The organism is Chryseobacterium sp. 'Rf worker isolate 10' (assembly GCF_050753305.1).
Classification (GTDB): domain Bacteria; phylum Bacteroidota; class Bacteroidia; order Flavobacteriales; family Weeksellaceae; genus Chryseobacterium.
In genome coordinates, this window is sequence record NZ_JBOZOF010000001.1 from 1,756,002 (window position 1) to 1,778,772 (window position 22,771).

Sequence of the window (22,771 nt, forward strand, 5' to 3'; positions counted from 1 at the left end):
AATCTTATAATTTTGAATAAAAAAAGATCCCATGGATATCATTTCAAAATTTACAGTAGGTTCTGAAGAGGGAATTTCTGATCTTATAACCATTATTGATTCTTCTGTTTACACACTGCACAAAGACTTTGTAAGTGAGGAAAATATTAAAAGATACATTCATAACGAGATAGATCCGAGAAAAATGATCAATGAGCTGAACGATCTTTCCAACCAGCTTATCATGACGTATGTGGATCAGAAACCTGTCGGATACAGCATTATCAAAAGCGGTTCTCTACCTCCCGGAATTTCTGCCGGAAAAAGGGCAACGGAAATCAGTTTTGTAATTCTTTCAGAATTTGATTCTCCTGAAACAAGGCAGTCTCTTTGGAAAAAGTGCAGATCAGCTGTGAATTTTACGGATGTAATATGGATCAATATGCTGGATCATAATCCGCTTTCGGAATTTTTAAAAGAAGTTGGGTTTGTTTCTGTGACCAGTTCGAAGGTTGAACCTTTTGAACTGCCATCTCATATTTTAGAACTGGAGATTAATAAAGGTTAATTCAATTATTTTCAACCACAGATTTCACAAATTTACACGGATAACTTATAATACATGGTTCGTTATCTTAACATTGATGATATTGAGGGAAGCTATGATTCTCATTTTTATTATCTCACTTAAAATTATTTTAGGTAAGAATAGTTTACCTATCTTTGATTTTTATAATTTTTACCTATGAGTGATCAACTGGAAACTATAGAAGATTATTACAGACGCATCCGTAAAGATCAGATCAAAATGTTTGATTCTGAAGATTTTGAAACAGGAAAATCTCATTTCAATATTTCCATGCGGAGGTATTGCAGTTTCAAGAGCCCTTACAACCGCCGTGATTATTATAAAATCAGCTTTATTATTGGAAAAGGCACCATTCATTATGGAGCACACAAGTTATTCATAGATGGTCCTGCTTTGTTTTTTCCTTCTCCAAGTATTCCGTATTCATGGGAGTGTGAGAGTGATCTGCAGGAAGGGTATTTCTGCCTGTTCAACCAGGAGTTTTTTAATGGAAATTCAGAATTTAATCTGTTTAAAAAAACTTCCATGTTTAAGGAATGGAGCAAACCGGTAATTTTTCTGACGGAAGAGCAGACTCAGCTCGCAATGCTTTATTTTGATCAGATTTACAGAATGAATAATTCAACATATCCTTTCCGTTGCAGCAGTATTAAAAGCAATCTGGCTTCTGTGATGCATCTGGCAATGGAAAATCGTGTAGAAGACATCAATCCTAATGAGCTTCCTGCGAATGTGCGTTTGTACAAGCTATTTGATGAATTGCTCAACAAGCAGTTCCCACTGGACTCCCCTGCTTATCCACTGGCATTAAAAACACCTTCAGATTTTGCCGAGCATCTGAATGTGCATGTCAATCATTTGAATTCTTCTGTAAAATCTGTAACCAACCTTACTACCACTCAGATTATTAAGGAAAAAATGTTTGAAGAATCTAAAAATCTGCTGAAGTACACCAATTGGGATATTGCACAGATAGGTTATACTTTAGGATTTGACCAGCCTGCTCATTTTAACAACTTCTTTAAAAAGCATGCACAAACTTCACCACTAAAATTCAAGAATTTATCTTAATATTTGATTTTTGTAATTTTTACTTTGTCTTTTAAAATCCAGTTTTATATTTCTTGGCTTACTTTTGCATTGTTAAAAATGAATGAATATGTTGAGAGAAGCATCTGAGAAAAGAATCAGATTAATTACCATTATGGCTTTCGTGTCTATCCCGCTGTCGGGGTTTGTCACGGACATTTATTTACCATCGTTCCCTTCTATGGCCAAAGAAATGATGGTTTCAGAAAAAGATATTCAGATTACGCTGACATCATATCTGCTGAGCTACGGAATTTCTCAATTGTTTGTAGGAGGAATTCTGGACAGTATCGGGCGCTACCGTCCAAAACTGATTGCATTGTTTCTATTGATCCTGACCAGTATTTTAATTACAATGACCAACAGTATTTTACTAATCTGTCTTCTTCGTATTCTTCAGGGAGCTGCAGTTTCAGTTCTTGTTGTGGCTACACGTGCTATATTTGTAGATATTTATGATTCAGAGAGGGTAAAACATTATTTAAGTTATTTTACCATTGTCTGGTCGTGCGGGCCTATTCTGGCACCTTTCCTTGGAGGTTATCTTGAAAAAATGTTTAACTGGCATGCTAATTTTTATTTTCTTGCAGGATACGCCGGATTTCTGTTTTTATTTGAATGGTTCTTCAGTGGTGAAAGCCTTCCTCAGAAAAAGAAACTTGACCTGTCGGAGAATATAAGTCTTTATAAAATGATGCTGAAGAACAGAATTTTCATGCTGGGAATTTTCATTTTAGGACTGAGCTACTCTATTGTGATGCTATTTAATATTACCGGACCTTTTATTATTGAAAACACTTTTCATTTTACTCCGGTAGTTATTGGATATTGTACCCTGATCTTAGGTTTCTCCTGGATGATTGGAGGATTTATCGGGAAACGCAGACTGACTCTTGATTTTAAACCAAGAATATTACAGCCTATCTTATTACAGCTTATTTTAATTGCAGGGCTTATCACTACCAGTTATTTTGCAGAAAGCCTTTACATTATGATTCCTTTTGCTTTTTTCATTCACATCTGTTCCGGAATTTTATTTACCTCCTTTTTTACGACAAGTATGCTTTACTTTCCTAAAAATGCAGGCACAGCCGGAGGACTGATGGGAGGACTTGTATATGTGATCACTTCTATAACAAGCTTTATTATTTCTGTAAGCGGAACGGTAACTGAACAAAAAGACCTTTCCTGGCGCTATCTGATTATCGCATGCTTCCTTTTGGGAATTATCCTTATCATGCATCTGGCCGTAAAAAAAGAAAAAGCAGAGAATTAATCTCTGCTTTTTTATTTCTGTTATACCCCTTTTTAATATTTGTTCCCTTAAGTTTATATTTTCTGTTTATTATCTCTTGACATATAATATTTTACCATTAATTAGTTTTAATTAAAACTAATTTTCCGTATATTTGATAGAACAAGCTGGGATAAAAAAGTCCTTTCGGATATTCAATTTATTCTGCTCCATCATTATTATAGAAATATGCCTGTAAAACAGAATAACCTATCAGAACTGGCGCTGGAACTTGGCTTGGCAATGAGCGAAATGAAAAGCCGTCTTCGACAGAAGATTCAGACTACGATTAATGAGTATGATCCGGATCTTTCCTTTGAACTGATTGAGATTCTGGGATTGCTTTCACGAAATAACGGCATCAACCAGCAGGAAATAGGAAACAAGGTAAGCAAAGACAAATCAAGCATTACTTATCTTATTAACAGCCTTGTAAAAAGGGATTTGGTAGAGCGAATAGCTTATAAAAATGACAGGAGAAATAAGCAGATCTTTTTAACTCCAAAGGGTAAACAAATTGTAGAAACCGTTTATCCATGGGCTTTAGATCTTTATAAAAAAGCAGCTGGCGGTATTAATGAAGAAGAGATCTGCAAAGCACTGCTTCTGGTAAAAAAAATGACAGCAAATCTGGAATAATCAGGATCAAAAAATGATACATTATGAGAACAATCCTTGTACCTATTGATTTTACATCAACTACGGAAAATGCAGTAAGAATTGCCGCAGACTGGGCAAAAACCTATGAATATCAAAATATTATCTTACTAAAAACAGCAGGAGAATCTGAATTTGATTATCTGCATATCGCAGAAGGACATTCGTTTGTGAATGAAGAAAATGTAAATAATCTGTTACAGAGAACGGAGTTATTATTTGATCAGTTAACCAGTATTATCAAGGAGAAATCTCCTGAAATAAAGGTTTCCAGAGTATTAAGCGATTGGGCACTTACCAGAAGTATCAATGAACTCTTAAAAAATCAGCCGTCTGTAGAACTGATTATTCTGGGAAGTGACGACCAGACTTCTTCTACCGGGAGCTTCGTTTCTGACAATATCATCAGTATTGCAAGAACAAGTCCAGTGAAGACTTTGATTGTACCCAACAGTTATCATTACACTCCTGTTAAAAATATCTTTATTCCCTGTGATATCAATGGTATTAAAAGACTGGAAAGACTATTCCATCACAAGTCTGTTATCCACAAACAGGATGTACAATTGATGTTTTTGAATATCAATAAACGTGAAAAAGAAGATCAGGACAAAAAAAGAGAACTGGAAGAGTATATCCGTGAGCATTTAACCGAAATTCCAAGCAGTATACATTATTCTTATGAAGAAGATGTTATTAAAGGTATTCTGAATTTTGCCTCCTCCAACGAAGCTGATCTTATCATTGCTTTACCGGGCAAGCATAGCTTTCTGTATTATCTGGCAAGCAGAAGTATTTCTGAGGGAATTTATCAGAATACCCATCAGCCTGTTTTAATTTTAAAATAAAAAGAAATCTTAAAGCGACTTATAAAAGCTAATAATAAATTTTAGTGCTTTCAATTTTAACAAGTTTCTGCTCCTGCATTTTCTTGACATATCTGATCACCGTTTCTACCCGAAGACCGGTTAAAGTAGCTATTTGCTGTCTGGTATAAGGAATAAGGAATGAATAGGCCTCTTCAAATCCGAAATATTTTTTAATATGGTCAAAAAGTTTCATGAGCTTAACAATAGGGTCTGAAATCGCCAAAAAGCTGGAAATCATATACCTGAAATGCATTCTGTCGGCCATATATCTATTAATATCCAACATTAATTCAGGTTTTTCCAACAGCATCTGCAGAAATTTAGCTTTGGAAATCTTAATCATTTCACAGTTGGTAACCGCAATAGCATTGATAGCATAAGGATGATCTGTAAATAAATAGCTTTCACCAAGGCAGTGCCCATCAAAAGGCAGCCCATGAACAAATTCTTTTCCGTCTTCCAAAAAAGTATTCAGTTTTACAGTACCGCTCCTGATCTGAAAATAATATTTCACCGTGGTGCCTTCCTGAAAAACAGAGCTTCCTGCTTCATAATTTTCCAGAGTGGCTCCATAGGAGAATAATAAGTCTTCACTTATGATCATCTTGCCATTATTAATTTGGGTAAAAGTACTTAAAGTAAGAGTAATGTTGCAACTTATCCGGATACCACAGGAAAAGTAATCCTTTTTGAGATCAACACTCCACTTCCATTCTGTTGTTATGCTGTAATTTTCTTTTTATGTTTCGAACCCCAGTCTGCCAGAGCAGCAATCACATCCTTCAGGGATTCGCTGTATTCTGTAGGGACATATTCTACCAACACCGGTTTCTGATCGGTAAGAACGGTTCTTTCTACCAGATGATTGACTTCCAGTTTCTTTAATTCGCTGGATAATACTCTTGCTGAAATACCATTAATAGTTCGCTGCAACTCATTGAAACGGGTATGCCCGCCCAAAATTGCAATCATTACTCTGATAGTCCATCTGCCTCCTAAAACATATAAAGCATCTTCGGTAGCAGCCAGATGTGTACTGCACTGCGGCCTTGAATACACTATTTTTTCTTCTTCCATTATCACTGTTTTTCCTTATTACTAACCTAAATGTTATTACTAACCTTTTGGTAACTACTATCTTTTTATTAGTAAATATAGATAATTTTGAAACATCAATTTTAAAAAAAATAAAAAATGAAACGAGTACTTCATATTATCTCAAGCCCAAGAAGCGAATCATCAATCAGTAAAAAACTGGGAAATGCTGTTGTAGAAAAAATTACAGCCAAATATCCGGACAGTGTTTTTAAAAAACGTGATTTAGCCAATCCTCTTTTTCCTCATTTGGAAGAAGTGCACATCAATGCATTTTTCACTCCGGCGGAGCATCGTACTTCTGAGCAGCTGGAAACCGTAAAGCTGTCTGATACAGTAATTGATGAACTTCATGAAGCGGATATCATCGTTATTGAAGCTCCATTGTACAATTTCAGCATCACATCTACCCTGAAATCATGGCTTGATCATATTGCCAGAGCAGGGAAAACGTTCAGTTACAGCGAAAACGGCCCTGAAGGTTTGGTAAAAAACAAGAAAGTTTATCTTGCTTTTTCCAGTGGCGGTGTGTATTCTGAAGGGGAAAGACAGGCATATGATTTTGTAGTACCCTACTTAAAGCAAACTCTTGGATTTATGGGAATGACGGATATTTCGGTGGTCCGCGCAGAAGGACTTTCTGTACCGGTTATTCAGGAAACGGCTCTGCAAAAAGGAATTGAAAGTATAGTGGTAGAGTAAAAAAATTAAAAATGCTGTTTCTCGGAACAGCATTTTTTTATCAGGATCTCATTATTATATAAGGGAATCTTTACACCATTAAAAGAATATTTTTCTCAACATATGTAAAGGCTTTTTCTGTTTTTATGTCTCATTTTTACTTGATTAAATTCAAGATTATGGAAAATACTCAACAACCTCAGCTGATCAACCCTTCAGCATTATTCAATCCCAGCCCTTATGGTTTTTCTCATAGTATTTCTGTGGAGTCACCTTTCCGGATGTGCTTTATCTCCGGGCAAAGTGGTGGCATAGGAGAAAACCATATATTGGCAGATGATTTTAAAACTCAGGTTCAGAATGCTTTGAAAAATATGAAAATCATTTTACAGAGCCATGCCATGACGTTTGATCATATTGTCAAAATAACCCTTCTCATTGTAGACCACAACCAGGAAAAACTTGATATATGGGCGGAAGAAGCTAAAAAAATATGGAAAGACTCATTTCTGCCTACCAGCACACTTATTCCGGTGGGCCAGCTGGCTTTACCCGGGATGTTGTTTGAGATTGATGCAATTGCAGTAAAAAATTAATTTCTGTTGAGACGTTCAATGATTAACGATGAAAAGCTTTTTACTCCGGTTCTAATACTTTCTTCATCTACCTGGAAATTGGGAGAATGATTCATCGCAATCACTCCCTTTTCAAAATTGGAACCACCCAGAAAAAAGTAAACTCCCGGAATTTTTTGCTGGAAATAAGCAAAATCATCATTGAAAAACGGAACCTGGCCATAATCTGCAGCAACTGTATTTTTTCCATACAGATTCTGAAGAATTCCTATTGCTGAATGGGTCAGTTTTTCATCATTGATTATCGTCGGATTTTCCTGAACAAACGAAACCGAAAGAAGCTGATTTTTAAATCCGCTGTCTTCAACAACTTTCTGAACGACAGGAATTATTTTATCCAAATTAGAAGCATTCGTTTCATACAGATAGGTTTCAAGAAAAGACTCATTATTTTTGGAATAAGTGTTAAATTTTCCGTCTGTAAACAGATAATCTCTGAAAATAGTATCAGGATTGGTCAAACCGATTTTAGGATCAACAATAGACTGTATTTCCCATGGCTTACTTGCGTTAGAGGCACGAAATAAAGAATTGCTGATTTTCTTTTTTAATCCGTCGAGTTCTTCTTCAGACAGTCCATTTTTTAGCTGAATTCTTATTTTTTTCTGATAGGCAAACATTTCGCTGGGCTTCACCATAATTTGTCCCACTGGTGTAAGGGTCACATGCAGACCATAGATTTCGTCAGGATTTATTTTAGAAAGCAAGCCGTTATTCAGCATTTCCCTTGCTCCTTTAAAAGTTTCCTCTTCGGGCTGAAATATAAAATACACTGTTCCTTTTAAAGATTTTTTATTTTTAGAAAGCACCTCAGCAATTCCCAACCCAATCGCCATGTGAATGTCATGACCGCAGCCATGCTGAACCCCCTTCGTTTTAGATTTGAAAACTTCAGGATCGGGATAATCATTGGGTAATGCATCCATATCTGACCTCCAGGCTATCTTTTTTCCTTTTTTATCGCCCTTCAGAATCCCTACAACACTATTTCCGTAACTATCTGTTTGAACTTCCAGCCCCAAATCCAGCAGATACTGCTTAATTTTTTCATGAGTCTGCTTTTCCATACCTGCCAATTCCGGATTTTCATGAAACTGTCTCCTAATAGCAACCAACTTATCAAATATCCTGTCTGTCTCCTTCTGAACAGATTGATGTACCTGTTGTACTTTTATATTCTGGGAAGAAGCGGCTTGTTTTTTACTGTTCAGGCCTTGTGCAGACAAAAGAGAAGACGTAAGGCACAATAAAGTTAATTTAAGTTGTTTCATGGTAAAAGGTAATGGATTTTATCTTTGGTAATTATTAAGTCAAAAGTTCACTTATATTGATTAGACGGTTACAACATCACTTTCGTTACATACTGATCATAATTTATTATTATTTTAAAATATAATTTATTTTATGCAGCTTCAATATATTATCCTGCATTCAATACCACATTATTTAAATTAATTCTAAACTAGGTGAAAACAAAACACTCTGAAACCACTTTGGATAAAGGATTTTTTTACATTTTTTTAAACAACCGTTAATGCAAATTACGTAGAAATACTGAATCTTATCTGCGGGGATCTGATTAATTTCGGATAAACAAAAACTGACAACTATGGATAGCTTGAAACATAGACATTCATTTCTTAGAAAGAAGTGGTATCTGAAAAATCCGGCAGCTATAGATCAATTGGCATGATCCCCTCTTGAAGATATCTAACCCAAATTTTTAACGAAATGAATATTATTAACAAAATCCTCGACGTCGACGATTATTATTTCGACGTGTTTATGTCTATCTCGGAAGCACTCACCGGATTCACAGTCAATGAATTGCAGTCTACCGGCCTTGCAGAAACCTATTATACTTATATCCTCAAAAGTTTAGACTCGGCAACTTTCGTGGAATTTCTTACTGTTTCTAAAAATATTCTTGAAAAATCTTCCGGTGAAGATGAGTTGAAAAAAGCCATTCAATCCGAAATTATAAAAAATCCGGGAATGGATGCTATTTCAGGAAAAGTGATCACCCTGTGGTATCTGGGAACATGGGAAGGAGCTTACATCAATGATCTTTCATACAAAGAAGGACTTGTCTGGAATCTGATACATTCTCATCCGCCGGGAGCCAAACAGCCTGGCTACAAATCCTGGAATATTAAACCTGTAAACAGCAACTCATGAATCAGACCAACCATAAAAAAGATGTAATCATCGTAGGAACGGGAATCGCCGGATCATTGATCGCAAAACTGCTGTCTGATCATGTATTTGACACAGCAAAAGGAAAAATGATCCACCGTGCAGATGCCGGAAAATCTGACAATATCCGTGAAATATCAATACTCATGTATGAAGCGGGGTTAGAAGCTGGTCTGGAACTGGATTCTGTGTCCTCAATGACCAATTATAATGAGTATATCCGTACTTTTTATAGGGAAGAAGCCAAAGTTCCCAACTCTCCTTATCCCAACCTGAAGCAAGCCCCTTCACCGAATGTTCTGGATATGGAGCACATCGTACAGCCATTTCCGGATAAAAAGGGATATCTGGTGCAGTTTGGGCCGATGCCGTTTGCAAGTGATGCCATCCGAGTAGGTGGCGGAACTACACTTCACTGGCTGGGCACTACCCCAAGAATGCTGCCGAATGATTTCAAACTTACAGAAAAGTATGGCATTACAATCCCTAAACCAAATTCTAATGAACCTACTCCGGTCAACTGGCCTATTAATTATGATGAGCTGAAACCTTATTATGAAATGGCAGAATTTGAAATCGGGGTTTCCGGAGATGTTTCAAGACAGGAATATCCAATTGCTGAGAATATGGAAGAATATTACGGAAACTATGTATTTCCTATGGAAGAAATTCCTCAGAGTTATATGGATCATAAGATTACTGAAGGGCTGAAAGGTATCAGTGTAAAGCTAAGTTCCGGAGAAATCCCGTTGATGATGGTACCTTCTCCTCAGGGAAGAAATTCTATTCCAAATCCAAAATACGGAAAAACAAAGATCATCAAAGCTGAACCGAAAGATTCAGGGTATAAACTGGTTTTAGACAGTTCAGAAAAAGAAGAGTACAAAGCTCTTGGCTCTGTATGGAATCCTTATATGGGAGAACGCTGTGAAGGTAATGCTTCCTGTGTCCCTATCTGTCCTGTTCAGGCTAAATACAATGCTTTGAAAACATTGAAAAAAGCTTTATATAAAATTAATGATAATGAAAATCTAAGCCGTAATCCGTTCATGCAGGTTCAGGCTCAGAGTGTGGTTTACAGATTGAGTATTGATCAGAATAATAAAGATAAAATCTCCAAAGTTCACCTGCGAAGATATACTTCGAGGGAGAAAACAGATTTTATTGAAGAATCCATTGATACCTCTGATGCTATTGTGATTCTGGCTGCGAATGCCTTTGAAAATCCAAAGATCCTGCTGAATTCTAAATATACAGTCAACAATATTGTAAAAACGGCTGCCAACAGCAGTGATCAGGTAGGGAGAAACTTAATGGATCATATGGTAATGCTTACCTGGGGACTTTTCCCTGAACCGGTTTATCCCTACAGAGGTCCTGGGTCTACTACGAATATCTCGTCTTTCCGTGACGGAAATTTCAGAGGTCAGTTTTCTGCATGGATCTCTCCTCTTGACAACTGGGGATGGGGATGGCCTGCATTTTCCCCGGGATCTGATGTGGCAGAATTTATCAGTAATGGTCTTTTCGGAGCTGAATTGAGAAAGGAACTTACCAACAGACTTTCCAAACAGGTATTATTCCATTTTGAAATTGAACAGCTGCCTAACCCCAACAACAGAGTTACGATTAATGATCAGTATCTGGATGTTCTTGGAATTCCGCGTCCTGTTATTCATTATGAGCTGACAGAATACGAAATGAAAGCGATGGAACAGGCAAAACATGCTTCTGATCAGATGTTTGAAAGATTAAATATTAAGGATTTTACAAAATATACAGCGGCAGACAAAAATTCTGTGATTTACAATGGAGTGAGATATTCTTACAACGGAGCAGGCCACATTGTAGGAACGCACAGAATGGGTTCTACAGCTGAAGATTCTGTGACCAACAGCTATTGTAAAGCATGGGATCACCCAAATTTATATATTGTAGGAGCAGGAAATATGACTACGCTGGGAACTTCAAACCCTACTTTAACCTTATCAGCATTCACGATCCGTTCAGTAGAATCTATCCTTGCTGATCTTGAAACTCAACTTAAAAAATAACAACATGAGACAAAGACTTATCAATAAAACAGCACAGCCACAAGAGGCATTATTAAAAGGAGCTGGAATGGCAGGCAGAAGCGCTGTTGTTGCAGATGCCGTTTCGTTGCCTTCTTTATTATTTGATTCAACACTTAGCAAAGAAGATTGGATTGAAGGATTAAAGCATCACAGCAAAACCTTAACTAATCTTTTGCTTAATGATCAGATCAAAGATTTTAATGCTTATCTGGAATCTCAGTTCGGTTCTGAAACTTCTGAATCAAAAAAAGGATTAACTGAAATTGATTATAAACCGGTTTTACAGGATCTTTTGCAGACGGCAATTCTTATCGAGCACTCCACTATTCCACCCTATCTTACAGCTTTATATTCAATCAAGGATGGAACAAACGCTTTAGCTTCGCAAATTATCCGAAGCGTTGCCGTGGAAGAAATGCTTCACCTGATTATGGTTTGCAATGTCCTGAATGCAATTGATATTCAGCCTTCTGTCAATAAACAGGAAAACTACCCTACTTATCCCATGAAATTACCGATGAATGTTGATTTCTACGTAGGTCTGGAAACATTCTCAAGCAACAGTATTGCAACATTTATTGCCATTGAAAGTCCAAGCAAGCCTTTGGTAAAAGCTCCGAAATACGATCACGAAACCGACACTTCGGAATTATATTCCCAAAGAGCAGCTGTACAGGAAAACAACTTCTGGACGCTTGAAAATATGAAAGGTTTCATCATGGAAAATGTACATACCATTGGCGAATATTATGATGTTTTGTTCTTCTATATTGTTATTTTCCAAATCATTGCTTATTACAAAGAGCATGGAAGCTTTCCAAAGAGTTTTGAAGAATTAAATACAGGAGGAATTTTCACAGGAAATCCAGCGAAACAGATCCGTCCTGAGCAATATTACGGAAGTGGCGGAAAATTATATTCTGTAGAGGCGCTAGCAGGAGTAATTGCCGTTTTCCAGGAAATCAAAGGACAGGGTGAAGGGGCTGATGATTCTATTTTTGATGTTGATCCGTCTCAGTTTGAAGAAGGTGTAGAACTGGCTCATTATTTCAGGTTTAAAGAAGTTTTCCATGAGCACTTTTATCTGGGCGGAAATTACGAACCTTTTATGGATGATGACGGGATGATGCCTGTAACGACGCCACCTACTGGAAAAGATCTTCCGGTAGACTGGGACGAAGCATATCCGATGAAACCTAATCCCAAAATGGAAGACTATGTAAAAAACAAAGAATTACATGCACAGGCTGTTGAGTTTAATAAAACGTACAGACGCTTATTAGATGCCATACAAAGTGCTGTTGAAGGAAATCAGAGAGAACTTGAAAAATCTATTATGTACATGTATGCCCTGAAAGAACAAGCGGTCAATCTGATGAAACAACCGCTGGATGCTCAAACTAATGCGGGTCCAACTTTCGAATACATCAATTTATAACCATAAAAACGATATATCATGCTTAAAAGAAAAAAAGAAAGTCCCGAAGCGGGAGGTGAACAGTTATTCCGTAAAATGCCGGGTCAAAATGAAGTTAATCTGGCTGAATTAATGGACGGATATTCAAAGCTTCTTATTGATGATCCGGTAAGACCATTTAGAGAAGATAACCTGCAGGCGATAGAAAACAGTGTAGATTATGGAATTCTGGCTGCACTCGCCGGTACATGGGTGAGCTATAATGTTAATTACAATAAAGAGGTTACCAAGCCTTCATTAGCAAGCGGGGTGCATACTACCATTATGCCTTCACCAGGAACCAATTCAGGAACGATTCCCGGAAAATTCGCTTTTGACAGTGAAGAGTATATTGAAAAGTTAACTTTTTCAATCGTTCCCGGTGGAGTTCGTAACCGTGGTGGTGCAAGTGAGCTTTTCTGTGGAGCTGTTAAATACGAACAAAGCATTAAGAGCGTTAATACCATACAAGGACAGGATGCTTTAAAGTACACGCCTATTCATGAAGAAAACGGCATGTATCTTTGGTTGAGTGATGTCTATAATCATGCAGCAACCAAGGAATCTATTGAAAGAGATCGTGGTATTCATGCTGTTTCAACAGAAGATGCGAAGTATGGATATACCGGCGAATATAGAGATGAGCCTTTGCTAAGGATTACACCAGACGGAGAAGCCAATCCAAAATATATTCTTCAAAGCCAGCTGCAGCCGGGGCAGCCTTATTATGAGATTATTCCGGCACAGGAAATAAAGCCGGGAGCAGGACTTGATGGTCCTTATTTTATCCCGGACTACTCTATTTCAAGAAGCGGTGTTATTCCTCATGGAAGTACCATTACTTTATTGGGAGATATTATTCCTCAAAATAAAGATAATACAACGTTCTATTTAGTGGAAGGTTCTCCTCAATTTCCTTATGGTAAAGAAGCATGGGAAACGAATCACCTTTCTATTTCACGTACGATGGGGAATGCAGGAGTAACACCTGAAGACATCATTGATCTTGACAAGCCTGCACCAGATTGGGTTCACCAAAAACTCGATGATGATAATGATCCTGGTTCAAATAAAATTTATACCCAAAGAATACTGGCAGACGATTTATATCCTTATTCTGTACGCCCAGATCTTAGGCTTAGAGATACCTTAAGAGGTCAGGAAGTCAGCAATTACGTACATGTAAGAATGTCTTCCAAGATGAAAACCGGAGCGCAGGGAGGTGTTTTAAATGTGCCTTTTGTAAACCGTTTTGTCCCGACCGTTGAAGTGGATATGGACATGTGGATTGAAACCATAATTGAAGATGGAAAAGAGATTCTTCAGCTTCAATATGAGCAAATTGTATTCTTCGAATTTGATTTCGGGAATGATGGAGGTACAACAAGCTGGCCTCACATCCAGGTTAATACCCTTCGTAAGATAGAAGATATTCCTGAAGATCAGAGAAAAGTTATTGAGGAGCAGTTCTATAATACTGCCGGAGGCTCTGGTGCAGTTTCAGGATGTCCTTATCATAAAGGATAGATTACGTACATCAACAGGATAAAAAAAGGGGCAGATTATTGCCCCTTTTTATTTTCATATTATTTTTTATAACTACAATCCTTCATACGTCTGGTCTACCATAAAAGATATCGCTTTCTTAATTTTAGCACGACCTTCCGGTGTGTTTACATCAATTCCGCAAAAAATACTGCCATTCAGGGAAGCAAACATATTCAGGTAATACAGCCCTGAAACCATAATTGCCATAATAGAACGGTAGACTTCCATATTTTCCTTGAAACGGGATTCCATCAGCAATTTAAAAATATATTCACCATTTTCTTCCTGAGTATCAATCAGTTTTTTTAATGACTTTCTGGGTTCAGAAATTGTCCATAAAAGGAGTTTCTGGGCCTCTTTATTAGTATATACATAATCAAATTGTGAAAGCAGCATATGTCTGATAAATTCTTTTCCTCCATCCTCAAGATTGGGTTTCATTTTTTCTACTTCTTCGCTTGTAGCTTTTATCCAGAAGTCTTGTGTACGAACATATTCGTCCATCAGTCCGTCCATTCCTCCAAAATAAGTATAGATCATTTTTTTATCTACTCCTGCTGTTGCAGCAATGTCATTAATCTTCAATCCGGCATATCCTTTCGTTTTCAGAATTTTACCCACCGCATCTAAAAATTTTTTCTTACTGCGTTCCTTGTTTCTAATACTTCCTGATGCTGACTTTCTTTCCATGACTAAACATTCAATATACAAGTTTAAGAATTTTTTTTATCATTTTAGACACCAATCAGTGTCTAATATCAATTATTTATATATATTTGCACAAACTAAAACCATTCTATATATAAAAACACTATCGAGATTGAAAAATTAAAAACTATTCAGATTGTATCGTTAGTTCCCTCAGTTTAAAATATTTCGACATAAAACGACTGAGGTAAAAACACAACCAAACAGCATCATTTTCCATAGTGGTGCTGTTTTTTTATTTACTAAAAATAGCTCCGATCACCCATCAAATACTTTTTTATATATATTTTTTATTCTAAAATCTTTTTTCATTCTAAAATGTGTCATTTCACTTTTAAATAAAACCTATCAACTTTGTTTAATAGTCCAAAATTGGGTATAAGTCTAATAATAAGAGATATTTTATTTTTAAAAATAAAAAATAAATAAACTGATTATCAAATCATTAAATAAAATTAACAAAAATTTAATCATTTTACACACTTAGTAGTGTCTTATTTTATATATTTGTACAAACTAAAACCATCTATATATTTAAAAACACTTTTAGGTTGAAAAAACAAAACAATTCAGATTGTATTATTTTAGTTCCCTTACTTTAAGACAATTTCGAAAACGAAACAACTAAGGTAGAAACACAATCCACAAACTGACCATTAGATCTCTAATGGTTTTGTTTTTTTTAGAGAATTAATATTATAAATTTTCATATGTGTGATGCAACAGAAAAGAGACTGCTTTTTTTATTTTCTCCCTTCCTTTATTACTGTTAACGTCTATTCCACAGAAAATACTCCCGTTCATTGCAGCATACATATTGATATAATACAATCCTGAAACCATGATTGCCATTATGGAACGGAAACCCTCAGCATTTTCTTTAAAATGGGAGTCCATCAACAATTTAAAAATATATTCTCCGTTTTCCTCCTGCATATCGGTTAATTTTCTTAATGCTTTACGTGGTTCTGATAAACGCCATAAGAGTAGCTTTTGTGCTTCCTTATGGGTATAAACATAATCAAATTGTGTAAGCAGCATTTCTTCCATAAAAGATTTTCCTCCGTCATCCAATTTGGGTTTTATCTTTTCTACTTCTTCAATGGTTACTTTACTCCAGTAATCCTGTGACCGTATATATTCATCTATTAATCCGTCTATTCCCCCAAAATAAGAATAGATCATTTTTTTGTCTACCCCAGCTACCTCAGCAATACCATTTACCTTCAAAGCAGTATATCCTTTTGTTCTCAGTATTTTTCCAACTGCATCCAAAAATTTTTTTTTACTGCGTTCTTTGTTCCGGATACTTCCTGCCGCTGATTTTCTTTCCATGGTAGACTTTCAATCGTACAAGTTTATGAAATTTTTTTCAATTTAGACACTTTTAAGTGTCTAAATGTTTATATTTGCACAAACTAATAACCATTTTATATAACCAGACGATCTAAGTTGTGAGATTAAGAGAGATTAGATTGCACCGTTAGTTCCTTCAGTTTAGATGCTTTTGCATTGTATGCTGAGGTAAAACATTACTCAAACAGCATCGTTAGTAAACTAATGATGCTGTTTTTAATTAATGAAGGCAGTTAATCATTATAAAAGGTATATTATTTCAGTTTTTACTGAATTAAATCCAATTTTAAAAAAAATATTCTCACTTATTACACCCTATATCAAAGGGCTTTATCCATATTAACAAATATTTAACATAAATCTTTTATATTTTTTTAAATTTTAGACACTTTATAGTGTCTTCTTTTGTATATTTGCTTCAAACTAATAACCATTTTACATAGAAGCACTATTTGAGTTGAGAAAGATAAAAGTTTCGAAAACACAAGCAACTAAGGTAAAAACACTAAATGTAACAGTATCGTTAACAGTTTAATGATACTGTTTTTTAATTACAAGAGACTGTACGTACCGATGATTCGGTATTGAAATAGTTGATATGAAAAGAGACTGTCCTAGGACAGTCTCTTATATTTTAAAAGATCAATATTTGCTAACCTTTCGCTTTTTCATCCGTAAAAAACTGAAACCCATCTTTTCTTTCAATAAGCTGTAATGGGTATAATACAGGATTATATTTACCGTTCAGTACTTCATTCAGTGCATGTTTTTTAGATTCACCAAATGCTATAACAAGAATATTTTCAGCCTTATTAATCAATGGTGCCGTCAATGTAATTCTGAACATTTCCTGAGGTTTAAGGTAGTAGGCAGATACCCATTTTTCTTTTTCATTTAAAACTTCTTCACCCGGAAATAATGACGCGGTATGACCATCATCTCCCATTCCTAAAAGGATAAAATCAAAAACACCATTGCCGCCAAGAACATCTCTGATCTGCTGTTCGTAGGTTTTTGCATAGTCTTCCGGAAGAATTCCGTCACTGTACATTGGGAAAACATGGTTTTTATCAACAGCAACCTGGCTTAGAAGCGCTTCATCCGTCATTCGGAAGTTGCTTTTATCATCATTCAGAGGTACCCAGCGTTCGTCCACCCAAAAAAAGTAGACTTTATTCCATTCAATTTGTTCTGCATATTTTGGAGTTGCCAACAGCTTGAAAATAGCTTTTGGAGAAGAGCCTCCGCTCAATGCAACCACAAAACGGTCATTTTTCTGAATAGATTTTTTTGAAAGGTCAACAAATGAATCCGCTGCCTTTGTGTACAGTTTTTCCAGGTCGTCAAATACTGTAATATTCATTTTTTTCTGTTTAAATTTTATTTTGTTATACCCAGTTATGCCCTTGTCTTTCCACTAATGCATTAACGTCTTCCGGTCCCCAGCTTCCCGCTTTATAATTCGGGAAAGACAGGTCTTTATTATTTTCCCACGCTTCCTGTATTGTTGTGACAACATCCCATGCTTCTTCCACCTGATCGGAACGCATAAATAAGGTAAGATCTCCCAAAAGAGCATCCTGCAGCAGAGTTTCGTAAGCTTCCGGAGTATCATCCTGACAGGCGAAATTATCAAAAATCATTTCTGCAGGTTTCAGATCCAGCGTCAGTCCCGGCTTTTTCGTCATAAACTGTAATCTGATATCCATCATCGGCTGAATATTGATAATCAACCTATTCGCTGATAAAAGATGGGGACTGTCTGAGAATGTGGAATGAGGAAGCGGTTTAAACTGAATGGTAATATAAGAGTGCTTTTCTTTCATTTTCTTTCCGGTACGAACATAGAAAGGAACATCCTGCCATCTTTCGTTATCCAGATAAAATTTGATCGCAGCAAAGGTTTCTGTATTAGAATCTGAAGCAATGCCGTCTTCCTGACGGTAACCTTTCACTTCTACACCATTTATGGTTCCTTTTGCATATTGACCTCGTACAGCATAATGATCTACCTGATCCGGAGAAATTCTGCGGATGCATTTCAATACATCTACTTTACGGTCTCTGATTTCTCCAGACTGCAACGAAGCAGGCGGTTCCATTGCCACCATACAAAGAATCTGCAAAAGGTGGTTCTGAATCATATCCCTCAAAGCTCCCGTCTGTTCATAAAAAGCACCTCTTGTTTCAACTCCTACTTCTTCAGCTACGGTAATCTGCACAGATTCTATATATTTATGCTTCCATAAAGGTTCAAAAATAGAATTCCCAAATCTGAACGCCAATATATTCTGTACTGTTTCTTTACCTAAGTAATGATCAATACGATAAATTTGTTCCTCTTCAAATGTTTTTGCCAGAAGACTGTTCAGCTCGATTGCCGACTGTTTATTATGTCCAAAAGGTTTTTCAATAATAATTCGGTCTTTCTTCGGATCAGAAGCTAATGACGTCGTTTTGATATGATTGGAAATAGTGGTAATGAAATTGGGCCCTATAGAAAGATAAAATAATCTGTTGGCTCTCATCCCGTAAACAGCATCAAAATCTAGTAATTTCTGCTGTAGATTTTGATAAGAAGCCTCCTCGTCCAGCTGATGCTGAAAATAAGTAATATGAGCCTGAAAGCCAGCCCAATCTTCAGAAGTTACTTTTTTTCTGGAGAAGCTTTCAAGATTTTCCTTGATGTAATTTCTGAAATTCTCATCGGTATTTTCGGCTCTTCCCAGTGCTACAATATTGAAGCCTTTGGGCATTCTGCCGTCGATATATAAGTTGTAAAATGCCGGAAAAAGTTTTCTTTTTGCCAGATCTCCCGTTGCACCAAAAATAACGATAGATGTTGGCTGCAAGATTTTATTTTGATTCATTTTTTTCCGAATTTTAATTGTTTGCACTTTGCCAAGAAGTATGGAAAACCCCTTCCCTGTCAATACGCTGATAAGTATGAGCTCCGAAATAATCACGCTGAGCCTGGATCAGATTCACAGGAAGAGATTCTGTAGTGTAAGCATCAAAATATCCCAAAGCAGTCTGAATTCCTAAACTTGAAATTCCGTTGGTAACGGCATATCCGGCAGTTTTTCTTAAGGCTTTGATTTTTGATTTTACCAGCTCAGAAATATCATGATCAAGCAGAATATTAGAAAGATTAGGGTTTTGAGTGTATGCTGAATAGAATTTTTCCAACAGTACGGAACGAATGATACATCCTCCTCTCCAGATTTTCACAACATCTTTCAATGGAATTTCAAAACCATATTCTTCAGAGGCTTTTACCAGTAAAGATAAACCTTGTGCATAGCTGATTAATGTTGAAAGGAAAAGAGCATCACCCACTTCCTGAATAAACAATTCAGTATTTTCCGGCTGTGTAATTTCTCTTTCGGAATATATTTTAGAAGCCTGAACTCTTTCTTCTTTATACGCTGATAAAATTCTTGAAGTTACCGCAATATCAATAGTAGGAATAGAAACTCCGATTTCCATGGCCTGCTCGGAAGTCCATTTTCCGGTTCCTTTTGCTCCTGCCTTATCTAAAATCTGATCCACAAGATCGTTTTCTGTGAAGGTATCTTTCTGTGTAAAAATATCTCTGGTAATCTCAATCAGGAATGAATTCATTTCACCATTATTCCAGTCTCTGAAAACCTGATAAAGCTGATCATTATTTAAGCCAGCTCCTCTTTTAAGAAGGTCATAAGCTTCACTGATAAGCTGCATAATGGCATATTCAATACCGTTGTGCACCATTTTCACATAGTTTCCGGCAGATCCTTTGCCCATATATGCTGTACAAGCTTCGTTATCTACTTTGGCAGCAATAGCTTCCAACATTGGTTTAAGAAGTTTGAAAGCTTCAAGATCACCTCCCGGCATTATGCTTGGTCCTCTTCTGGCTCCTTTTTCACCACCAGATACTCCCATTCCCATAAAATGCAGTTTTTTTGATGCAAGATCGGCAACGCGTCTGTTGGTATCTTCAAAATAAGAGTTTCCTGCATCAATTACGATATCACCTTCACTCAAAAGCGGTGTGATATTTTCCAGCACTGCATCTACAGGTTTTCCGGCAGGAACCATAAGAATAATTTTTCTTGGAACTTCTAATGCGGATACAAAATCTTCTAAAGAGCCTGTACCTTTTACTTTCATTTCCGGAGCTGCTTCACGCTCTAATTCTTTAACTTTCTCCTGATCAAGGTCAAATCCTGCGATTGAAAACCCGTTGTCAGCGATATTATAAAGCAGATTCCGCCCCATTACTCCAAGGCCAACCATTCCATAACTATATCTTTCCATTATATTGGTATTAATATGATTTTTGTTATACAGAGAATAAAATTACGCAAATGCCAATAAGGAAAAAAATAAAGAATGGAAAAAATTCTATATCCCCTGTTTATTCCACTATTTATAAGCATCTAATGTCCACGTTTTCACATAATTTTGGTCTTGCAGAATAAAATTCAATTATTATTATGGGAATGATCTATTAAAACAGTCTGTTTTTTGGCATAATTAAACTTATATTTGCCAAAATTTATAAAGTAATGAACTATAAACTTGAACTCAACACTCAGGAGCCTAATTCTAAAATTGTTTTTAATAACGTCAAATTTGATTCGTTCAAGATTAATATAGTTGAAAGATATATCGGGTCAATGAAGGCTCGTCCTACATTGTGTGAAGTTTTATTTAAAGTAAGAACTTTAGATGATGTACTGATCAACAGAAGGGACGGTAATATAAGAGTAAAGATCAAAGGTGATGATTTTGAAACGTATCAGAAATTATCCAGAGATCTTAATTCTTATGAATACAAAAACAAACTGATCAATAGAAAAGAGGTTGAAGAGAACTATGTTCACTTCATTCTGAGTTTAGTGATTGCAAATTATCAGCTTAATTAAGCTGTTTCGGGTATTGCTCCTTTATATTTTGTAGAGGAGCAGTTCTCAAAAACATTATTACCTGGAAGATATCTGATTTTCAACATCTTGAAAACTGTACATTGTCCGGTAAAGCATTTCTAAAAGTAGAGTTTAAATCAAATTATTTGATATTACGTAAGAGATTGCTTCGATAATATTTTTCACTCCAATTCTTTCAAACAATTTGCTCCTGTGAAACTTTATTGTACTGGGAGACACAAACAATTGTTCTGCAATTTCCTCTATTGTCAATCCCTGAAGATAGAGTCTTATAATTTCAATTTCCCTTATTTTCAAGGTAATTTTACTTTCCTCCGTCCATTTTCCGGTAAAAAGATTATAGGTCCAATAGGTTTCTGATGAATTGGAGATAATCCTGATATTTCCGGCAGTACGACTGAGAGAATAGGATACAATACAAACTACTTTAGAAATTTCTCCCTGATCACAGATTTCTATGGGTGTGATTTTGTGATTTACAAGAACATCCACACTGTTAGCATATTTAACATGGAAATCATAAGTAATGGTGTGTACTTTTTTTTCTTCCGGGGAGAGACATTCGAAAAACTTCAGCCCATTACTGCTTACTTTTCTTAAGATTTCAAGATCCTCTTTCTTGGTGTATTTCCGGAAAAAATTATAACCCATTTTTTCAACCTCGGCAGAACTTAAGCCTGAAAAAAGTAAAGGATTTTCTGAAATGAATTCCAATTTCCTGGTTTTAAGATCTGCAATATAAACACAGCCCAAACTGGTTTCCGATACTGCTTTCAGCACGTTAAAGTATTTGTTTGCGATCTTTTCTTCAGAAATGGGTACACCGCCAGACGCTTTCCTGGCATACAATGAATTTATTTTATCACTCATATTTTTGACATGATAATTGGGGTACAAAACTATTTTATCAGACTACTTTTTGCAAACATATTCATAATTAAGTTAAATAAAAAATCTATCAAAACTTAATTTTAATTAAATTTAAAACTACAAAGCATTTATTTTAATAATAAAAAAATCTAAACTTTATTGTTTTGTTGAATTTTTAATATATTCAACAAAATGTTTTACGGTGTTATTGAGGTGGAGAAAAGGAATAAGCAGGTATGAATTGAAGGACAAATTTTAAAAGTATATATTTTTTTAAAAGAAAACTCAGGTATTATCTCTTCTTAAAGCATTTCTTCGAAAGTCAGTCAAACTTAATTCATCAATCATTGAGTTAAAACTATACAAAAGTATAGCACTATTAAATTTTTATTAAATTATTTTTACAAAAATCAAAAAAACAAAATTAATATTTAAGAAATCTCTTGAACAATGAAAGAAACTAAAACGAATTAAACTCTCTCAATTTTAAATGCAGCGAAGTGGACGTTTTTATAATCGAAGAAATAAAACACCATCACGGATCTGCTGCAAATCTACTCCCACTTACTTCCCTACTATTATTATATCTGTTTATCCTTCAGCACTTTTATAAGAGTGTAATGATAATGCAGTGCTATATATAAATCAGCTTAATGTCTCTGTAAACTTAAAACAGAGTGTATTTTCTATGGATTCACCTGAAAAAATCCATGGAAGAACTCTGTATATCAGTCCAAAAA

The 22,771-nt window shown here is 35.8% G+C and carries 21 protein-coding genes; 12 read left to right on the forward strand and 9 right to left on the reverse strand.

The window, feature by feature from the left end; all coding sequences use genetic code 11:
* Nucleotides 1–31 precede the first annotated feature (31 nt).
* From LKL37_RS07915 to LKL37_RS07935, 5 genes are all read left to right on the forward strand, one after another.
* Nucleotides 32–547, forward strand: coding sequence for a hypothetical protein (locus LKL37_RS07915; RefSeq protein ID WP_431610009.1), 516 nt, complete (start codon nt 32–34; stop codon nt 545–547).
* Nucleotides 548–724: 177 nt separating this feature from the next.
* Entirely contained in the window at nt 725–1,639 is a 915-nt protein-coding gene (locus LKL37_RS07920) for a helix-turn-helix domain-containing protein (RefSeq protein WP_431610010.1), read from the forward strand.
* Nucleotides 1,640–1,727: 88 nt separating this feature from the next.
* A complete protein-coding gene (locus LKL37_RS07925) occupies nt 1,728–2,933 on the forward strand; it encodes an MFS transporter (protein WP_431610011.1) in 1,206 nt (401 codons plus the stop codon).
* A gap of 207 nt (nt 2,934–3,140) precedes the next feature.
* Nucleotides 3,141–3,590 carry a MarR family winged helix-turn-helix transcriptional regulator gene (locus tag LKL37_RS07930; protein ID WP_431610012.1) on the forward strand — a complete coding sequence of 150 codons (450 nt, stop codon included), beginning with the start codon at nt 3,141–3,143 and terminating at the stop codon, nt 3,588–3,590.
* 23 nt (nt 3,591–3,613) lie between these two features.
* On the forward strand, nt 3,614–4,456 hold the full coding sequence (locus tag LKL37_RS07935) for a universal stress protein (RefSeq protein WP_431610013.1): 843 nt from the start codon (nt 3,614–3,616) through the stop codon (nt 4,454–4,456).
* 28 nt (nt 4,457–4,484) lie between these two features.
* Here LKL37_RS07935 and LKL37_RS07940 read toward each other — a convergent pair whose 3' ends face one another.
* Both LKL37_RS07940 and LKL37_RS07945 read right to left on the reverse strand, forming a co-directional pair.
* On the reverse strand, nt 4,485–5,081 hold the full coding sequence (locus LKL37_RS07940) for a Crp/Fnr family transcriptional regulator (protein ID WP_431610014.1): 597 nt from the start codon (nt 5,079–5,081) through the stop codon (nt 4,485–4,487).
* Nucleotides 5,082–5,197: 116 nt separating this feature from the next.
* Nucleotides 5,198–5,554, reverse strand: a complete 357-nt coding sequence (locus LKL37_RS07945; RefSeq protein ID WP_431610015.1) for a winged helix-turn-helix transcriptional regulator — start codon at nt 5,552–5,554, stop codon at nt 5,198–5,200.
* 117 nt (nt 5,555–5,671) lie between these two features.
* Between LKL37_RS07945 and LKL37_RS07950 the strand changes: the two genes are divergently transcribed.
* The gene (locus LKL37_RS07950) at nt 5,672–6,274 is read left to right on the forward strand and encodes an FMN-dependent NADH-azoreductase (RefSeq protein WP_431610016.1); all 603 of its coding nucleotides are present in this window, start codon (nt 5,672–5,674) and stop codon (nt 6,272–6,274) included.
* Between the two features lie 158 nt (nt 6,275–6,432).
* Nucleotides 6,433–6,849: a RidA family protein gene (locus LKL37_RS07955; protein ID WP_431610017.1), complete on the forward strand. Its 417-nt coding sequence runs from the start codon at nt 6,433–6,435 to the stop codon at nt 6,847–6,849.
* Here the strand turns inward: LKL37_RS07955 and LKL37_RS07960 are convergent.
* Entirely contained in the window at nt 6,846–8,159 is a 1,314-nt protein-coding gene (locus tag LKL37_RS07960) for a M20 metallopeptidase family protein (protein WP_431610018.1), read from the reverse strand. The two genes, LKL37_RS07955 and LKL37_RS07960, sit on opposite strands and share 4 nt — an antisense overlap.
* Before the next feature lie 460 nt (nt 8,160–8,619).
* On the opposite strand from LKL37_RS07960, the gene LKL37_RS07965 reads away from it, so the two are divergent.
* From LKL37_RS07965 to LKL37_RS07980, 4 genes are read left to right on the forward strand one after another with little or no spacing between them, the layout of a single operon-like run.
* Nucleotides 8,620–9,066 carry a hypothetical protein gene (locus LKL37_RS07965; RefSeq protein WP_431610019.1) on the forward strand — a complete coding sequence of 149 codons (447 nt, stop codon included), beginning with the start codon at nt 8,620–8,622 and terminating at the stop codon, nt 9,064–9,066.
* On the forward strand, nt 9,063–11,138 hold the full coding sequence (locus tag LKL37_RS07970) for a GMC oxidoreductase (RefSeq protein ID WP_431610021.1): 2,076 nt from the start codon (nt 9,063–9,065) through the stop codon (nt 11,136–11,138). The genes LKL37_RS07965 and LKL37_RS07970 overlap by 4 nt, the downstream gene beginning before the upstream one ends.
* A 4-nt stretch (nt 11,139–11,142) precedes the next feature.
* Nucleotides 11,143–12,597, forward strand: coding sequence for a ferritin-like domain-containing protein (locus LKL37_RS07975; protein WP_431610022.1), 1,455 nt, complete (start codon nt 11,143–11,145; stop codon nt 12,595–12,597).
* 18 nt (nt 12,598–12,615) lie between these two features.
* Nucleotides 12,616–14,142, forward strand: a complete 1,527-nt coding sequence (locus LKL37_RS07980) for a peroxidase, FMP-type (protein WP_431610023.1) — start codon at nt 12,616–12,618, stop codon at nt 14,140–14,142.
* Nucleotides 14,143–14,214: 72 nt separating this feature from the next.
* Here LKL37_RS07980 and LKL37_RS07985 read toward each other — a convergent pair whose 3' ends face one another.
* The 5 genes from LKL37_RS07985 to gndA all read right to left on the reverse strand — a co-directional run bounded on the left by LKL37_RS07985 (nt 14,215) and on the right by gndA (nt 20,529).
* Nucleotides 14,215–14,853 carry a TetR/AcrR family transcriptional regulator gene (locus LKL37_RS07985; protein WP_431610024.1) on the reverse strand — a complete coding sequence of 213 codons (639 nt, stop codon included), beginning with the start codon at nt 14,851–14,853 and terminating at the stop codon, nt 14,215–14,217.
* Between the two features lie 714 nt (nt 14,854–15,567).
* The gene (locus tag LKL37_RS07990; RefSeq protein ID WP_431610025.1) at nt 15,568–16,206 is read right to left on the reverse strand and encodes a TetR/AcrR family transcriptional regulator; all 639 of its coding nucleotides are present in this window, start codon (nt 16,204–16,206) and stop codon (nt 15,568–15,570) included.
* A 673-nt stretch (nt 16,207–16,879) separates the two neighbouring features.
* Nucleotides 16,880–17,590 (reverse strand): 6-phosphogluconolactonase, encoded by a 711-nt coding sequence (gene pgl / locus LKL37_RS07995; RefSeq protein WP_431610026.1) that lies wholly within the window; start codon nt 17,588–17,590, stop codon nt 16,880–16,882.
* 25 nt (nt 17,591–17,615) lie between these two features.
* Nucleotides 17,616–19,097, reverse strand: a complete 1,482-nt coding sequence (zwf, locus tag LKL37_RS08000) for a glucose-6-phosphate dehydrogenase (protein WP_431610027.1) — start codon at nt 19,095–19,097, stop codon at nt 17,616–17,618.
* Nucleotides 19,098–19,110: 13 nt separating this feature from the next.
* A complete protein-coding gene (gndA, locus tag LKL37_RS08005; RefSeq protein WP_431610028.1) occupies nt 19,111–20,529 on the reverse strand; it encodes an NADP-dependent phosphogluconate dehydrogenase in 1,419 nt (472 codons plus the stop codon).
* 251 nt (nt 20,530–20,780) lie between these two features.
* On the opposite strand from gndA, the gene LKL37_RS08010 reads away from it, so the two are divergent.
* Complete coding sequence (locus LKL37_RS08010; protein ID WP_431610029.1) at nt 20,781–21,140, forward strand: prevent-host-death protein; 360 nt, start codon at nt 20,781–20,783, stop codon at nt 21,138–21,140.
* Nucleotides 21,141–21,272: 132 nt separating this feature from the next.
* Here the strand turns inward: LKL37_RS08010 and LKL37_RS08015 are convergent, their stop codons facing one another.
* Complete coding sequence (locus LKL37_RS08015) at nt 21,273–22,031, reverse strand: response regulator transcription factor (protein ID WP_431610030.1); 759 nt, start codon at nt 22,029–22,031, stop codon at nt 21,273–21,275.
* Between the last annotated feature and the right edge of the window lie 740 nt (nt 22,032–22,771).